16 protein-coding genes are annotated in these 14,748 nt (G+C 59.3%); 9 read left to right on the top strand and 7 right to left on the bottom strand.

All coding sequences use genetic code 11. The features are described from left to right. Nucleotides 1-4: 4 nt before the first annotated feature. Complete coding sequence (gene maiA / locus RMQ97_RS10225; RefSeq protein WP_413660778.1) at nt 5-664, bottom strand: maleylacetoacetate isomerase; 660 nt, start codon at nt 662-664, stop codon at nt 5-7. Continuing rightward, nucleotides 661-1,320: a fumarylacetoacetate hydrolase family protein gene (locus RMQ97_RS10220; RefSeq protein ID WP_413660777.1), complete on the bottom strand. Its 660-nt coding sequence runs from the start codon at nt 1,318-1,320 to the stop codon at nt 661-663. The genes maiA and RMQ97_RS10220 overlap by 4 nt, the downstream gene beginning before the upstream one ends. A 128-nt stretch (nt 1,321-1,448) precedes the next feature. On the opposite strand from RMQ97_RS10220, the gene hppD reads away from it, so the two are divergent. Both hppD and RMQ97_RS10210 read left to right on the top strand, forming a co-directional pair. Then, nucleotides 1,449-2,522 carry a 4-hydroxyphenylpyruvate dioxygenase gene (hppD, locus tag RMQ97_RS10215; RefSeq protein WP_413660776.1) on the top strand — a complete coding sequence of 358 codons (1,074 nt, stop codon included), beginning with the start codon at nt 1,449-1,451 and terminating at the stop codon, nt 2,520-2,522. Further along, entirely contained in the window at nt 2,512-3,018 is a 507-nt protein-coding gene (locus RMQ97_RS10210; RefSeq protein ID WP_413660920.1) for a MarR family winged helix-turn-helix transcriptional regulator, read from the top strand. The genes hppD and RMQ97_RS10210 overlap by 11 nt, the downstream gene beginning before the upstream one ends. Here RMQ97_RS10210 and RMQ97_RS10205 read toward each other — a convergent pair. Further along, the gene (locus RMQ97_RS10205) at nt 2,991-3,515 is read right to left on the bottom strand and encodes a paraquat-inducible protein A (RefSeq protein WP_413660775.1); all 525 of its coding nucleotides are present in this window, start codon (nt 3,513-3,515) and stop codon (nt 2,991-2,993) included. The genes RMQ97_RS10210 and RMQ97_RS10205 overlap by 28 nt on opposite strands. A 326-nt stretch (nt 3,516-3,841) precedes the next feature. Between RMQ97_RS10205 and RMQ97_RS10200 the strand changes: the two genes are divergently transcribed. The 4 genes from RMQ97_RS10200 (at nt 3,842) to RMQ97_RS10185 (ending at nt 8,809) form a co-directional block, all read left to right on the top strand. Continuing rightward, complete coding sequence (locus tag RMQ97_RS10200; RefSeq protein ID WP_413660774.1) at nt 3,842-4,351, top strand: hypothetical protein; 510 nt, start codon at nt 3,842-3,844, stop codon at nt 4,349-4,351. A 27-nt stretch (nt 4,352-4,378) separates the two neighbouring features. Next, nucleotides 4,379-6,403, top strand: a complete 2,025-nt coding sequence (locus tag RMQ97_RS10195) for a TonB-dependent receptor plug domain-containing protein (protein WP_413660773.1) — start codon at nt 4,379-4,381, stop codon at nt 6,401-6,403. Between the two features lie 175 nt (nt 6,404-6,578). Then, complete coding sequence (locus tag RMQ97_RS10190; RefSeq protein WP_413660772.1) at nt 6,579-8,276, top strand: methyl-accepting chemotaxis protein; 1,698 nt, start codon at nt 6,579-6,581, stop codon at nt 8,274-8,276. Between the two features lie 182 nt (nt 8,277-8,458). Continuing rightward, nucleotides 8,459-8,809 carry an Hpt domain-containing protein gene (locus RMQ97_RS10185; RefSeq protein WP_413660771.1) on the top strand — a complete coding sequence of 117 codons (351 nt, stop codon included), beginning with the start codon at nt 8,459-8,461 and terminating at the stop codon, nt 8,807-8,809. Here RMQ97_RS10185 and RMQ97_RS10180 read toward each other — a convergent pair. Further along, nucleotides 8,806-9,141, bottom strand: a complete 336-nt coding sequence (locus tag RMQ97_RS10180) for a chorismate mutase (protein WP_413660770.1) — start codon at nt 9,139-9,141, stop codon at nt 8,806-8,808. The two genes, RMQ97_RS10185 and RMQ97_RS10180, sit on opposite strands and share 4 nt — an antisense overlap. Nucleotides 9,142-9,252: 111 nt before the next feature. Between RMQ97_RS10180 and RMQ97_RS10175 the strand changes: the two genes are divergently transcribed. Together RMQ97_RS10175 and RMQ97_RS10170 are read left to right on the top strand one after the other, a co-directional pair. Further along, nucleotides 9,253-9,873: a glutathione S-transferase family protein gene (locus RMQ97_RS10175; protein WP_413660769.1), complete on the top strand. Its 621-nt coding sequence runs from the start codon at nt 9,253-9,255 to the stop codon at nt 9,871-9,873. A gap of 7 nt (nt 9,874-9,880) precedes the next feature. Continuing rightward, nucleotides 9,881-10,339: an NUDIX domain-containing protein gene (locus RMQ97_RS10170; protein WP_413660768.1), complete on the top strand. Its 459-nt coding sequence runs from the start codon at nt 9,881-9,883 to the stop codon at nt 10,337-10,339. A 6-nt stretch (nt 10,340-10,345) separates the two neighbouring features. On the opposite strand, the gene RMQ97_RS10165 is transcribed toward RMQ97_RS10170, so the two are convergent. Beyond that, nucleotides 10,346-11,521, bottom strand: a complete 1,176-nt coding sequence (locus RMQ97_RS10165; RefSeq protein ID WP_413660767.1) for a vWA domain-containing protein — start codon at nt 11,519-11,521, stop codon at nt 10,346-10,348. Nucleotides 11,522-11,682: 161 nt separating this feature from the next. Here RMQ97_RS10165 and RMQ97_RS10160 point away from each other — a divergent pair, with 161 nt between their 5' ends. Further along, on the top strand, nt 11,683-12,324 hold the full coding sequence (locus tag RMQ97_RS10160) for a TetR/AcrR family transcriptional regulator (RefSeq protein WP_413660766.1): 642 nt from the start codon (nt 11,683-11,685) through the stop codon (nt 12,322-12,324). Here the strand turns inward: RMQ97_RS10160 and RMQ97_RS10155 are convergent, their stop codons facing one another. Then, nucleotides 12,325-13,473, bottom strand: coding sequence for an SO2930 family diheme c-type cytochrome (locus tag RMQ97_RS10155; RefSeq protein WP_413660765.1), 1,149 nt, complete (start codon nt 13,471-13,473; stop codon nt 12,325-12,327). Between the two features lie 5 nt (nt 13,474-13,478). After that, on the bottom strand, nt 13,479-14,711 hold the full coding sequence (locus RMQ97_RS10150) for a parallel beta-helix domain-containing protein (protein ID WP_413660764.1): 1,233 nt from the start codon (nt 14,709-14,711) through the stop codon (nt 13,479-13,481). Nucleotides 14,712-14,748 lie beyond the last annotated feature (37 nt).

Here is a 14,748-nt window from a genome sequence, read left to right as displayed (position 1 = left end):
AGTCCTAGCCCGCCTCGGCGTCCGGCTGGTTTTCCGGAGCCGCGTCGATAAAGGCGGGCAGGGCCCGGGCGGCGATATCGGCGGCCAGCAGGGTCGGGAATTCTTCGACATCCACGCCCCACCGGCGGGCATTATAGAGTTGAGGGACCAGATAGACCTCGGCCAGTCCGGGATGCTCCCCCCACAGAAAATCTCCCGGCCGTTTGGCGGTGCGGACCATATCGTTCAAGGCGCGCAGCCCGGGCACCATCCAGCGCTGGGCCCAGGCTTTCATGGAGTCCATGCCCTGGCCGTCCAGCGCAGCAGCGGCCTTGAGCACACGCAAATTCTGCAAGGGGTGAATATCGCATCCGATCACGGCCGCCCAGCCGCGCACTATGGCCCGGTCTGCCGGTGCAGACGGCAGAAGTGCGGGTTCGGGCCAGGTCTCCTCGATCCACTCCACAATGGCGGGGGACTGGACGAGTGCCTGCGAGCCGTGTTTGAGAACGGGGACCAGTCCCTGGGGCTGCTGGGCGAGCCACGCCTCTGTCGTTTGTTCGCCCGCTTTCAGGTTCACCGCAACCTGCTCATAGTCCAGGCCCTTCAGGTTGAGTGCGATACGCAGGCGATAGGCGGCACTCGATCGCCAATAGCCATAGAGGGTTAGCGGAGCGGTCTTCATTGTGGTCCTGTGTCATCGAGCGTGACATCGAGGGGCGCCAGCCCCTCGATCCGCGCGTTCAATGTCTGTCCGGGCTGGATCGGGCCGACACCGGCGGGTGTGCCCGTGAAGATCAGATCGCCGGCCTGGAGTGTGAAATAGGTGTTCAGCGTCTCCAGCAATTCGCGGCCGCCCAGGATCATCTCGCTGAGATCGCCCGTCTGGCGCCGAGTGCCATCAACATCCAGCGTGATACTGCCTGTGACCGGTACGGGGCCAGGCCTGATCGGACCGATGGGGGCAGAGGCCTCAAATGATTTGGCGATTTCCCAGGGCGCGCCCTTGTCTTTCATTCGTTTTTGCTGATCGCGCCGCGTCAGATCAATCCCGGTGGCCGCGCCGAACACGCCGTCCGGACCGATTGCAATAACCAGTTCGACTTCATGGTGAAGGTCGTTCGTCGCGGCGGGGAAAGGGAGGTGGGCTGCAGTGGTGGCCGCGATGGCCGGTTTCATGAAAAAGATCGGCTCGGCGGGCGAGTTCATTTCGCGGGCATGTTCGGCGTAATTGCGCCCGACACAGAATATGCGGTGAACGGGGAAGCGGGCATCCATACCCGTTACGGGCAGGCAGACCGGTGCAGGCGGGGCAAAGACGGTGCGCGGCGAGGTGTTCATGAGGCTATGCTTAACGTGTGGCGTCCCGAAAATCGATCAGAGAAAATAGTTGCAAATGATACTAGTTTCCGGCAGGAGGGGGTCAAATGTGCGCCAATTCCGGCGTTATTAGACCAGGGAGCCCGGACATGACCGATATCCACGAAAACCCGCTCGGCACCGACGGATTCGAGTTTGTTGAATTCTCCAGCGACAATCCCGAAGCCCTCGCGGACCTGTTTACCCGCATGGGCTTCACGGCTGTCGCCAAACACAAGACCAAGGATATCGTGCGCTATAAACAGGGCGATACGACTTTCCTGCTGAACCGCGAAAACGAAGGCCAGGCGGCAGAGTTCCGCAAACAGCACGGCCCGTCGGCCAATGCCATGGCCTTCCGTGTCAAGGACGCCAAGAAAGCCTTCGACATGGCGATCGAGCGTGGTGCGAAAGCCTATACACAGGGTGTGTGGGCGGATGCGGACGCGATCCCGGCCATTTATGGCATTGGTGACTCGGTCCTCTATCTGGTTGACACCTATGGCGAAGACACGCTCTACGACACATTCTTCGATCCGATTGAAGGGGCTGTCGATACCGGTGGTGTTGGTCTGGATGTCCTCGATCACCTGACCCACAATGTCTTCAATGGCGCAATGGACAAATGGGCGGGCTTCTATGAAGACGTCTTCAACTTCCGCGAAATCCGCTATTTCGACATCAAGGGCAAACACACGGGTCTTCTGTCTCGTGCGATGACCGGTGCCTGCGGCAAGCTGAAAATCCCGCTGAACGAAAGCTCCGACGACCAGTCCCAGATCTCGGAATATCTGCGTGACTATAATGGTGAGGGCATTCAGCACATCGCCATGACCACGCCGGACATCTATGCCACGGTCGACAAGCTGCGCGAGAACGGCCTGATCCTGCAGGATACGCCGGAAACCTATTATGAGCTGATCGATACACGTCTGCCTGGTCATGGCGAGCCTGTGGAAGAGCTGCGCAAGCGCCGCATTCTCCTCGATGGCGACCCGGCCAATGGTGATGGCCTGCTGCTGCAGATCTTCACCGCGACTTGCATTGGACCGATTTTCTTTGAAATCATCCAGCGCAAGGGCAATGAAGGTTTCGGCGAGGGCAATTTCAAGGCCTTGTTCGAATCCATCGAACTGGACCAGGTCCGTCGCGGTGTGATCAAGACGGACGAACCTGCGGAGTAATCCCCTGGCGGCTGACAACCCAACTTCGACCGAGGCTCAATCGGTATCGCTGGCAGAGGGCCTGCGCCTGCAGGCCTATCTGCCCTACCGGCTTTCGGTCACGTCGAACGAGGTCAGCCGCCTGATTGCCCAAGCCTATCAGGCCCGGTTCGGGCTCTCCATCTGGGAGTGGCGTGTTATTGCCGTCCTGGGCGAAGAGGGGGACGTCACGGCTCAGCAGGTCTGTGAAGCCACCGCCATGGACAAGGTGACGGTCAGTCGGGCGGTTCGTGCGCTGGCAGAGCGTGGCCTTGTACAGCGTCGCCCCCATGATCACGACAAACGCGCCACTGTGTTGAGTCTGTCGTCTGAAGGTCAGGCAATCTATTCGGAAATTGCCCCGATCGCCCTGAAAGTGGAGGCCGAGCTGTTACACGCGCTGTCTCCCTCTGAGGTGCGGATATTGTCCGATCTTCTCGAGCGAGTCCGTCAGGCCGCGTCCCGGCTGGGGGATTGACGGCGTTCAAGCCGGTCATGGCACTGGCGGCTGATACGCCCTGATGCGAGCATGGCCATCAGTGTGGATGCGGCAAACACAAAGACGCCGATCTGCGGTGTGGCACCGAAAACAAGGCTGTCACGCAGGCTGAAGACAATCAGCGCGACGACGAGCACATCGGCCATCGACCATTTTCCCAGAAACTCCAGCCTGCGAAGGGCGCGAGCGCTCAAGGGCGGCCCTCGCCTGAATTGAATGCGCCAGAGCAGGGCCAGTTTGGTCACGGGAAAGGCGATGGAAAACAAAGCCACGAGTGCAGAGAGCAGATACTCGCCATCGTCAAACAAGGCGAAGGTCAATCCGCCTATGCTGTGCACATCACTCCAGAAGGCGAAGTGAACCGTTTCCAGTGATGGCAGGGTCAGGCCAAGCGGCAGGGCCAGGCTGGCCACAAGAATGAGAGCGGTTGTCAGTTGACCCTCGCGTGTATCTGCCAGCGCCCGGTATTGTGACATGCTCATCTCCCCTGTCTTCAAAGGAATATGAGGAATGCGGCCATAATAGGGAGCGCACACGCTTCGATTGCTGCGCCCGCGCAGACAATCAATAGGAAGTTTAGTTTCGAAATTGTCCGTAGAGTAACCAAGCAGAACATGTGAAAGAGCAATACAGATCTGCTTGGTATTCATATGCAACAATCTATAAAGTCCTAATTTCAGTAATATTGTATGAGCAACTGCAAAACTGGTTGCTTCAGAAGGGTTTGGTTAATGACTGAAGTTTAGTTCCCTCAAACAACGCCGAAGAATACGGCGAAGGATACGAAGAAGGGATCTATCCGATGCGCAAGCTTTTCCTCTCCCTGCTGTGCGGTGCCGCAATGATTGCGCCTGCCGCAGCAGAAACGACGCAACGCGATCTTGAAGTTATCGGTCGTGCTCTGGGTTTTGTTGAAGGCGCCAGTGGTACTGACCGCGTTGTGGCCATTGTCTATGACGGCGGGAGCGAGGCTGAGGCCCAGGCTCTGGCCAGTACGATGGCCGGCGGTTTGTCTGCAGGCCGTGTGACATTGAATGCCCGACTGGTTCCTCTTGGGGATTTGTCGGGTCTGGCCGGTGCTGATGCGGCCGTGCTTCTTGGAGCCGCAGCCGGTGATGCCGGTGTGTTTGGTTCCGCCAGCGGCCAGGGTGTCATGACGGTCTCCACGGATATGGGCTGTGTTGAGAGCGGTCAGTGCGTGATGGGCGTTCAGAGCGCTCCGTCCGTGCGGATTGTTGTGAATGGTGGCGCACGGGATGCGTCCTCCGTCTCCTTCTCCGCCGCCTTCGCCATGATGATTGAAGAAATCTAGTCCCGCAAAGACAGACAGGACAAGACAATGACAATTCGCACTCTCCTCTCCTCCGCCTCCGCCCTGGCCGCAACAGCGCTTTTGACCTCCGGCGCACTGGCCCAGACGCTTGATTACACAGCCATGAGCGAACTGTTCGGCGAGCCGGTCACGGCTGGCGCAACAGGCGCACCGCAGCGCTCTTCGGACGTTCCGGCTACGATGATCATCATCACCCAGGACGATATCGCCCGCACGCCGGAATACGACATCCCGGGCGTTCTGCGTCACCATGCCGGCCTGAATGTCAATCGCTACGCTTTCGGGGATGGCCAGGTTTCCATTCGCGGCGCCGCGACGGGTTATACGCCGCGCCTTCTGGTGCTGGTGAACGGCCGTGACGTCTATCTCGATAGCTATGGCTATACGGCCTGGTCGACCCTGCCGGTCCAGCTGGACGAGATCCAGCAAATCGAAGTGGTCAAGGGCCCGCAATCCGCGCTCTACGGTTTCAACGCCGTGGCTGGTGTGATCAACATCATCACCCGCAATCCGCAGCAAGGTGACTATGCCAATGTGCGTGTTAATGCAGGCGGTAGCGAGTATTCAGATGTGGCCCTGACGGCCGGTTATGCATTGGGTGAGCGCTTCGCTGTGCGCGCCTCCTACGGTACCACAGAGAGCAATGAGTTCACGCCTGTGGACGGTAACAGCTATGCAGAGCTCCTGGCGCTCGGAGATGGAAATTTCCAGCGTGAAACCGGTGCGCTCGAAGTCCGCATGGGTCTCACCGACAAGGTCACCTTGTCCGCGGAAGCGACGTTTTCCGATGTCGAACAGTCTGAAATGGGCTCGATCTACTACGCAGGTCGCTCACACTATGAGCTTGAAAGCTATAAGGGCGAGCTGGAAGCCGACACAGACTATGGTTTTATCACGCTGACCGCGTATCAGAACCAGTCCGAAATTCGCTACGCTTTCGGGCCGTTGTCTTCTGAACTGACAACATTGCGGGCTCAGAACCTTTTCAAGCTGGGATCCAATGACACGGTTCGTCTGTCCGTCGAGTATCGCGACGGGGAAGCACAATCCTTCCCGGACCCGACGTCGGGCGATTTCGGATATGAGAGCTTCGCCGTTTCCGGCATGTGGTCGCACAAATTCTCCAACAGTCTCGATCTGACCCTGGCCGGTCGTTTCGACAGCGTGGAGTGGAGCCGCGACGGCAGCCCGAACCCAGCGCTGTATGCCTTCTCCCAGGCGGATTATGATCAGAGCATTGAGGAGTTTTCCTACAATGCCGCCCTGGTCTGGCGTCCCGAATTTGGCGGATCGGTTCGTGCGATGGCCTCTCGTGGCATCCAGGCCCCAACGATGTTTGATTATGGGTTTGCCATGTATTTCGACATCGCGCCGGGCTTCGGAATTGCCCTGATGGGTAATCCGGCGATCGAACCGTCCATCGTCGACAATCTCGAACTGGCCTATGACCGCACGCTGTCCAACGGTATTGAGTTCCGCGGTGCGGTATTCTTCCAGACGACAGAAGATGTGAAAGGCGCATTCGGATCGGGCTTCGATATCCTGCCGCCGAATGCACCGGCACCGACAATCCTCTTCGACAATCGCGGTGACACCGAGATTTATGGGGGTGAGGTCAGCCTGTCAGGTGACTTCCGGGAAAACTTCGACTGGGACCTCAACTATACGTACCAGTCAGCAGATGATGACCTGGCAGTCTTCAGCGTTGAAACATCGCTGAATTTTGAAGAAGCCACGCCGGAACACTTGATCAATGCACATCTCGGCTGGAGCGACGGACCGCTCTCTCTGAATGGATATGTCAACTATGTTTCGGGCACACAGATGCCGGGACAATATGATTTCGGCATCACTGAGCTGCGGGACATTCCGGCAGCCTGGGGTGTGTCCTTCCAGGCCGGGTATGATGTGAATGAACACCTTGGTGTGCGTATCAATGCTCAAAATGTGAGTTATGGCGACGGTGAGATGGTGAATACTCACCATCAGAACGAGGCTCGCTATTGGCTGAGCCTGGTGGGCCGCTACTAAGGCCAAGATATGCCCCTGCCTTCGGGCGGGGGCATTTTTCTCTGTTGTGTTGTTAACCACAACTTCAGGCGTCTGGCAGACACTGAGCATTGCCTAAGTTTTTGAGAGATAACGCAAAAGTACGAAATGGGCGCGGAATATACCAAGGGTTGTGGTGCGCCAGGGAGAGTTGGTCATGATTAAGGGCCTGATGTCTAAACTGAGTATCGCACAGACCTTTGCGGTGACGCCGATCGCGGCTGTTCTCGCCTTGGCGCTGGTGGCCGGATTGGGAGCAATCTCCCTGAATTCCGGATCGTCCACGCAGGCCGAAGTCGTCGATTCAATGGAAGTCAGCGTGGAGCTCACCGCGCTGCGTGCCCGTCTTGAGACGATCAACGCTCAGACCTTCCAACTGATTACAAACCAGGCTGCGGGCCAGGCGACGGATGTTGCAGGCGGATTTGCCACCATCATTGCCGATGCTGAGGCCCTGTCCGCTGATGTGTCCGCACTGCAGGCGGCATCCGAGGACGCCGAGCTGAACGCGACTCTCGCGACGATTGTCGAGCAGCTAGGTCTTTACAAGGATGCTCTGGATTTTGTGGGGCAGATGCTGGAACTGGATTTCGCCAGCTCTGTTGCCTTCCTCACGCCCTTTGATGATGTTTTCAAACAGTTGAGCGCTGACCTTGAAGGTGCGGCTCATGCGTCAGTTGCGGCGTCGATGGCCCGGACGGCGGAAGCCCAGGCGGCTGCGACGCGGGCTGTCTGGACCTTTGTGGGGCTGGCCGTGTTTGCCGGTGTGGCCATGTTTGCTCTGGCCAGTGTGTTTGGCCGCAATGTCGCGCGTTCTGTCAACGAGATTGCTGGCGCAACCGAGCGCCTGGCGGATGGTGATTATCATCTCGACATCGACGGACTGGAGCGTTCGGACGAGCTGGGTGCTGTGGTCAAGAGCCTGCGTAAATTCCGCGACAACGCCCTCAAAGCCGAGGATCTGGAAGCGGATCAACGCGCCCTGGCTGAAGCCAATGAACGCCGTGCCGAGGCGGTGAACCGTCTGGCCCAGGATTTCGATCGTGAAGTGACCGAATTGCTCGGCGAGGTCAGCCAGGCCTGTGAAGGTATGATGGGCATGTCCGAACAGCTGTCCCAGGCCGCGTCCAGTGGCTCGGAGATGAGCGGGCAGATGGCGCAGTCAGCGGCTGAGGCCTCCGCTAATGTGGAATCCGTCGCTGCGGCATCGGAGGAGCTGACGGCCTCGATCCATGAAGTCGTTCAACAGATCCAGTCCTCGTCTGATATGGCCGCCCAGGCGGATGAGCGCTCCCAGGCCGTTCATGGTGTGGTGAACAATCTGGGTGATGCAGCCCAGCAAATCGGCCATGTCATTCAGTTGATCAATGATATCTCCGAGCAGACCAATCTGCTGGCGCTCAACGCCACGATCGAGGCCGCGCGTGCCGGTGAGGCAGGCAAGGGTTTTGCTGTGGTCGCTGCCGAGGTGAAATCCCTGGCCAGCCAGACAGCGCAGGCCACCGATGATATTCGCGACCAGATCCAGGCGATCCAGGATGCCGCCGAAAGCTCCTCGCAATCGATCGAGGAAGTGACACGGGCCGTCGCCAATATCTCCCGTGCCTCCTCGGCCATTGCGGCTGCAGCCGAAGAGCAAAGTGCCTCGACGCGCGAAATCTCTGGTTCGGTTCAACAGGCCGCCATGAGCGCCCGCAATGTGTCGGAGAATGTGGATGCCGTGTCCAACTCGGCGATGCAGACCGGCGACGCGTCGCAGGAAGTGCTCAAGGCCGTGCGCACCGTGACGGAACGGGCTGATCGCCTGAACGCCACAGTGTCCACCTTCCTGGGTGACGTGCGTGCCGCGGGCTAGCAGCGCCCCTCACACGGAATGAAACTGTCACGACGCCCGGCCTCTGGTCGGGCGTTTGGCGTTGTGTCCAGGTTTGCTTCGATGCGGGTGTCGTCACTTTTATGCGGCGTTAATCATAGATCCAGAAGCGCCGTGAATCCCGTCTCGAACTATGTCAGTCTCCACGCCTACGGGAGGACACCATGTTCGAAACGCAGACCTTTCAAGAGGCGCCCCTTTTTGATGCAGACCATCTGGCCCGCTATACGGGCGGGGATGAGGAGCTGCGCGATGAACTCCTGACACTCATGCGCATTCAGGCCGAGACCTGTCTGGAGGCGATGGCCCAGGCCACCGACAGCGAGAGCTGGCGTGCGGCAACCCACACGCTCAAGGGCTCTGCCCGTGGTGTGGGGGCGTTTGCCCTGGGTGAGATCTGTGAAGCGGCCGAAGAGGCTGTGCCATCCGCCTGGCCCGCCGTGGTCCACCACATTCGTGAAACCGTATTGAAGACTGAGGCCAGCCTTCCCGGGCGCAAGTCCCACGCGGCCTAGCTGTCAGCGCTTTCGCGCGTTGAGTCCCAGATCTCAAACTCATAGCGGATGGATTGTTCGATCAGCTCGCGCCAGACCGGTTCCGCGAGCGTGACCGGAAGTCCGCACTTCTCGGCTTCCGCCTTGACCTTGCTCACCACATCCTCGATCCGCCAGTCATCGCGGACGGCACCCCGGTCCGGTTTGATGCGGGCTGCGGCGCGCATATAGCCCGCGCGTGTCGTGATCAAGGCCACAAGTTGCCGATCAAGAGCGTCCACACCCTCGCGCACCTCAGCCATGCTGGTGCAGTCTTCTGGAGCGAGTGGCGGGGTATTCGTCGGAACAGCCATGGAAACAGCCTTGCAAATCACTAGGAGACCCTCTTATAGGCGGGGGAGGGGATTGCCCCAAGAGGCCGGACTGTCACAGGGTTGGCCTGACGCTGCCAAGGAGACGATCGCATGAGCACTTCATCCATTCTCTACGGAGACCACCGCAGCGGAAACTGCCTCAAGGTGAAATGGACAGCGCATTATTTGGACATGGATTATGCCTGGCGTGACATCGATATCTTGAGCGGACAAACCCGCTCGGAGGAGTTCTTGGCGATTAATCCAGCCGGCCAGGTGCCCTGTCTGGTCCGACCAGACGGCCGGGTTCTGGCCCAGTCCAATGCCATCATCACCTTCCTGGCGGAAGGGACAGATCTGATCCCGAACGATCCGTTTGACCGTGCAAAAATGTTCGAGTGGATGTTCTGGGAACAATACAGCCATGAACCCTATATTGCGGTGCGGCGTTTCCAGAAAGCCTATCGCCAGCTGGGCGATGATGAGATCGATCCGGAACTCCTCGCCCGGGGCCGCCGTGCGCTGGGGGTCATGGAGATGCGTTTGCTGTCTCGCGACTTCCTGGTCGCCGACCGTCCGACACTCGCCGATATCGCGCTTGTCGCCTATACACGCATGGCGGATGAGGGCGGGTTTGACCTCGATGAATTCCTCAATGTGCGGGGCTGGATAGCCCGTGTCGACCAGGAGCTGGGGCTGGATCCGGATGAAGGACGATTTGACGCCGAATAGGCCGCAAATGCCCGACGCGTTTGAAGGGCCACGGTTTGGCACGCCCCGGCGCGGTGCGATCTATCGATCACAGGCCGCCGCATTTGCGCTCTTCACGGACGCTCAGGGCGCGGTTGCCTGCGTAGAGATCGAGCGCCCGTATGGCATCTGCTGGGACTTGCCGGGCGGGCGCTGCGAGCTGGGTGAGACCGGCGAAGACTGTGTGGTGCGCGAATGCCGCGAAGAAACCGGCTGGGAGGTTCGTTCGACGGGGGTCTATCTGCGCGCGCGTCAGTATGTTGATCGGTCCAATGGCGATACCTTGTTGTATCACGCGGCCTATTATCCCTGCGATCCCATCGGGGATCACGGCGATTCCTGTGAACCTGACCATCGACTGGTCTGGCTTGATCCCGATGAGGCCATTGCGCGCATGCGTCACATGGCGACGGCTTGGGTGCTGGCACGCTGGCTCGAACGGGCCTGAGCCGGCCTAGCGCCCGAGTTCACGCATGGCGTCATCCACGCCTTCCAGGGTGAGCGGGAACATCCGGTGCTTGCCGATAATGTCCTGGATGAGCGTGGTGGAATGGGAATAGCTCCACCATTTTTCCGGCTGGGGATTGAGCCACACCAGATCGGGCCAGGTCTCGACGATCCGGTTCAGCCAGACCGCGCCCGCTTCTTCATTCCAGTGTTCCACGGACCCGCCGGCGTGCGTGACTTCATAAGGGGCCATGGCGGCATCACCCACGATGATGACTTTCCAGTCGCGTGGATATTTATGCATCATGTCGAGGGTCGGAACGGTTTCAGACCGGCGTCGAACATTGGATTGCCACAACCCTTCATAGGGGCAGTTGTGGAAGTAGAGATACTCCAGATTCTTGAACGTGGAGCGCGCGGCCGAAAACAGGTCCTCACACATGCGCACATAGGGATCCATGGATCCGCCGACATCGAACAAGGCGAGCACCTTGATGGCATTGCGGCGTTCAGGACGCATGATCACGTCCAGCCAGCCCTGTTTGGCGGTGGCATCAATGGTACCGCCCAGGTCAAGCTCGTCCTGCGCGCCGTCCCGGGCGAATTTACGCAGGCGTCGCAGCGCGACTTTCAGATTGCGCGTCCCCAGTTCGCGTTCGCCATCAAGATCCTTGTAGCGGCGCTGTTCCCAGACTTTGACAGCCTTTTTGTGCTTGGATTGGCCGCCGATGCGCACACCGGCCGGATTATAGCCGGAATTGCCAAAGGGCGATGTGCCGCCCGTACCGATCCATTTATTGCCGCCCTCATGGCGTTTTTCCTGCTCGTCCAGGCGCTCCTTGAGGGTCTCCATCAGCTCATCGAAATCCATGGCTTCGAGAGCTTCGCGTTCCTCGTCCGACAGCATGCGCTGAAGCACGGCTTCCAGCCAGTCGGAGGGAATGTCCTCTTCCTCGAACAGCGCGCCCAGCGTCTCCACACCCCGGAAGACATGGCTGAAGACAGCATCGAACTTGTCGAAATCCTTCTCATCCTTCACCAGGGCCGCGCGGCTCACCGCATAGAAATGACCGATATCGGGTTCGATCACGCCTTTGTCTAAGGCTTCAAGAAGCGTCAGATACTCCCGAGTTGTGACGGGAATCTTGGCGGCGCGGAGCTCGGTGAAGAAGTGGTGCAACATGTGTCAAAGCATAGAGTGCCCGTCGGCCAAGTCGAGCCCTGGCGGCACGCTCTGGCGTGAATGGATGGGACGCCTGGCCTTGCCAGACACGCTCCGGGAGACCAGATTGAAATGTTGAAGCGCCGGTGCGAGCAAACAAAACCAATAAGAGGCTTAACGCGTTGAGTGAAAGAATAACGGTATCAAAAGTAGATCTGGGGCGTCGTGCAGCGCCGCAACAAAAACGGTCACAGGACCGTATCCGGCAGATCGTCGATGCCACCAAACGCCTGCTTGAGAATAACAGCGATGACGCGATCACCACGAGTTCGGTCGCCGTGGAGGCCGGCGTGCCGGTCAGTTCGGTCTATCGCTATTTTCCCAACATCTATTCGGTCTTTGCGGCCATTCTCGATGATTATCAGAGCGAGACCGACCGGATCGTTGCGGCCCGTCTGGCAGACCCGGAAGACATGGCCTGGCGCGACAGCCTGCGTGGGATGATCCTGGGACTGCGTGATGTGGTCGCGAACGATCCCTCCTATGCCCGGGTGTTTCGAATCACCCTGACCACGCCGGAATTGCAGGCCCGCCGCGATGAGTGGAAGGGGCGGCTGGTACAGGTGCTCGAAGCGCGCTGGGTCGATGGTGCCGACGGATTTACGGGTGGAAATCCGCACCATGTGGCTCGCATGGCCGTGGAGATTTACTGCGCAGCTGAGCTGTTGGTTTTTGACCTTGGACAGACCTCCGCCGCCGCCGAAGCCTATTTCGAGGAAGCGCTGATTGCGCTCGAGCGGTATCTGTCGAGCTATCTCGACTGATCACCCGCACGTGCCGTCCAGGCTTTCGATCCAGTCCCGCACCAGCGCTACACCGGCCTCATCAACTGTTGAGCGACCAATCTCCGGCATCATCTCGTCGGCATGGATGCTGTCCATGCGATAAACGAGAATGGACAGGTCGGGCTCGCCCGGTGTGATGTCATAGGGTCGATTGCCTGTTCCACCACCTGCAGCGATGGGGAGTTTGCACAGGCCCAGGCTGGGTCCGTGCGGCGTGTCCGGTGTCAGGAACAGACCCGATGTATCAGCGGGTCCGACCGGGCTGTGACAGTGCGAGCAATTGATGTCGAGATAGGCCCGGGCCCGGTCTTCCAGACTTGCCCCGGTGTCTGTCCAGACGGCGTTTTGCGGAATCATGTCGAACGCGCCGGGCAGACCGTCCAGCCAGCCAAGCGCAGCCAGGTGTGAGAGTTGATTGGCCACACCGTCCCGATACGGGAAGTTGCGGTTCAGATGGCGCGGTTTCGGCCCGATCGGATTGATGATCCGGGTATTGGAGTCCGGGGCGTGACAGCTGGCGCACTGATTGGCATCCGGCATGACATAGTGGAACTCGGTCAGTGTACCGTCGGCCTCGGTCAGGGTGAGCGGGATGATATCGCCGATCCGGTGCAGGCGCGCCTCGCTCTGATCCGCATTCCAGCGATAGGGCAGGGCCGCCCAGCCGGTCTCGCGGTGAACCAGGATACGGGTTTCAAGGAGCCGAACCTCCGACAGATCCAGCCCTTCCGCCTGAAGGCCGACGGTGTCCGCGACATCTACCCGGACATGATGGTCATCATCCTGTCCTGCCCGTGTGTAGTAGAAGGTCTTGGTGATGACTGTTCCGACCGGGAAATCCAGCACATCCTCTGTGCGATACCGGGCTGAGAGCCCCGCTGGCATCCATACGGTGCGTAGTTTCAAGGCGTCATCGGTGAACAGGCCAGAATTGAGGTCATAGGGCTGAACATTCCGTCCCAGCACAAGATGCGCCCCGCGACGTTCCACCTGCCCCCATTGAGACAAGAGCGGCGGATTCTCCGTGGCGTGGAATGCCGGCTCGGGATATTGCGGTTGGCAGGCCGACAACCCGACGCTGGCCAGGAGCGCCGCCAAGGCGGAGACAGAACGCGACAGCAGGCTCATCGGTCTTAGTCCAGGAAGGACAGGCTGGCTGGTTCGAGCCCGTCATGAGCACACTGGAACATCTCGGTCTGGACCCGCGGACTGGAAAACCCGTTGGGACCGTCGGCATTGAGCACCTCAACCGGGTCGTCGACACAGATACGCAGGGCATCGGGCAGGGCACCGTCGACGAATTTTGCCTCATCCACATAGCCGTCAAACAGGATATCCGGCAGGGCACCGGTCAGGCCGAACATCATCACCTTAAGGGCCGTCAGTTCGACACCATCGGGATTTTGCCCACCGCCATCATATTGGTTGCCGTGGATCCAGATGGTCTCGGGATAGGGATCGAAATCGGATTGTGTCGCGCTGTCGGCGTAATCGGTCGATTGAAGGGAGGAGATGATGATGTTGGCCGTGCGGTTATCGCTGAGCCGGTTATTGAAAATCTCGACCTGGTCATTGGAGTTGATCACAATGCCCGAGCCTGCGGGAATGCTGGCGACGGGTGTCCCGGCATGTCCGAAATTCTCGGTATTGTTGGCGAAGACATCATTATCGTAGACACGCGTATGATAGCCCGGCTGGGGCAGGTTGGGCATGTTGAACACTAGGATGCCGCCGGTGTTATCGGTGGCCGTATTGCCGTAAACGTCCGCGCGAATGGTGTTCTCGACCTCGATGCCGGCCACATTGAACTCGGCGCGGTTATTGCGCACGGTCACATTGCGCGACTGGCCGACATAAATTCCCGCATCGGATGCGCCGATGGCAACACTGTCTTCAATCAACACGTTTTCGGTCTGCACCGGATAGAGCCCGTACGCCCCGTTATCGGTGGAATAGCCACCGGTCCATTCCACCCGCACACCGCGGATAATGATATTGCGACCGCCATTGACCTTCAGCCCGTCACCGGACGTATCCTCGATGGCGAGATGTTCCAGGGTGAAATCATTGGCCGTGACCAGCAGGCCCTCGGCTCCGGCGATCTGTCCCTGAAAGTTCAGCACGGTTTCATCCATGCCCGCGCCCCGCAGGGTTACCCCGTCAACATTGAGGGTCAGGGAGCGGTCGAAATGATAGATACCTGCGGGAATCTCGATCACATCACCGGGCTGGGCGTCGATCAATTGTTCCAGAAGCGTGTCCTGATAGCGGGTGTCGGCGTCCGATACATCGCGGCTTTCCGGGCCGGACGGGCTGCACGCCACCATCGTCATGGCCACTCCGGCACTCAGCAAAATCCGATACATGCGACACTCCCCAATTGTGTTTCTCGCAGAGTTTCAC

Origin of the sequence: Maricaulis sp. D1M11 (assembly GCF_047308265.1) — a bacterium.
Lineage (GTDB): Bacteria > Pseudomonadota > Alphaproteobacteria > Caulobacterales > Maricaulaceae > Maricaulis.
This window is presented reverse-complemented; position numbering and strand designations above follow the sequence as displayed.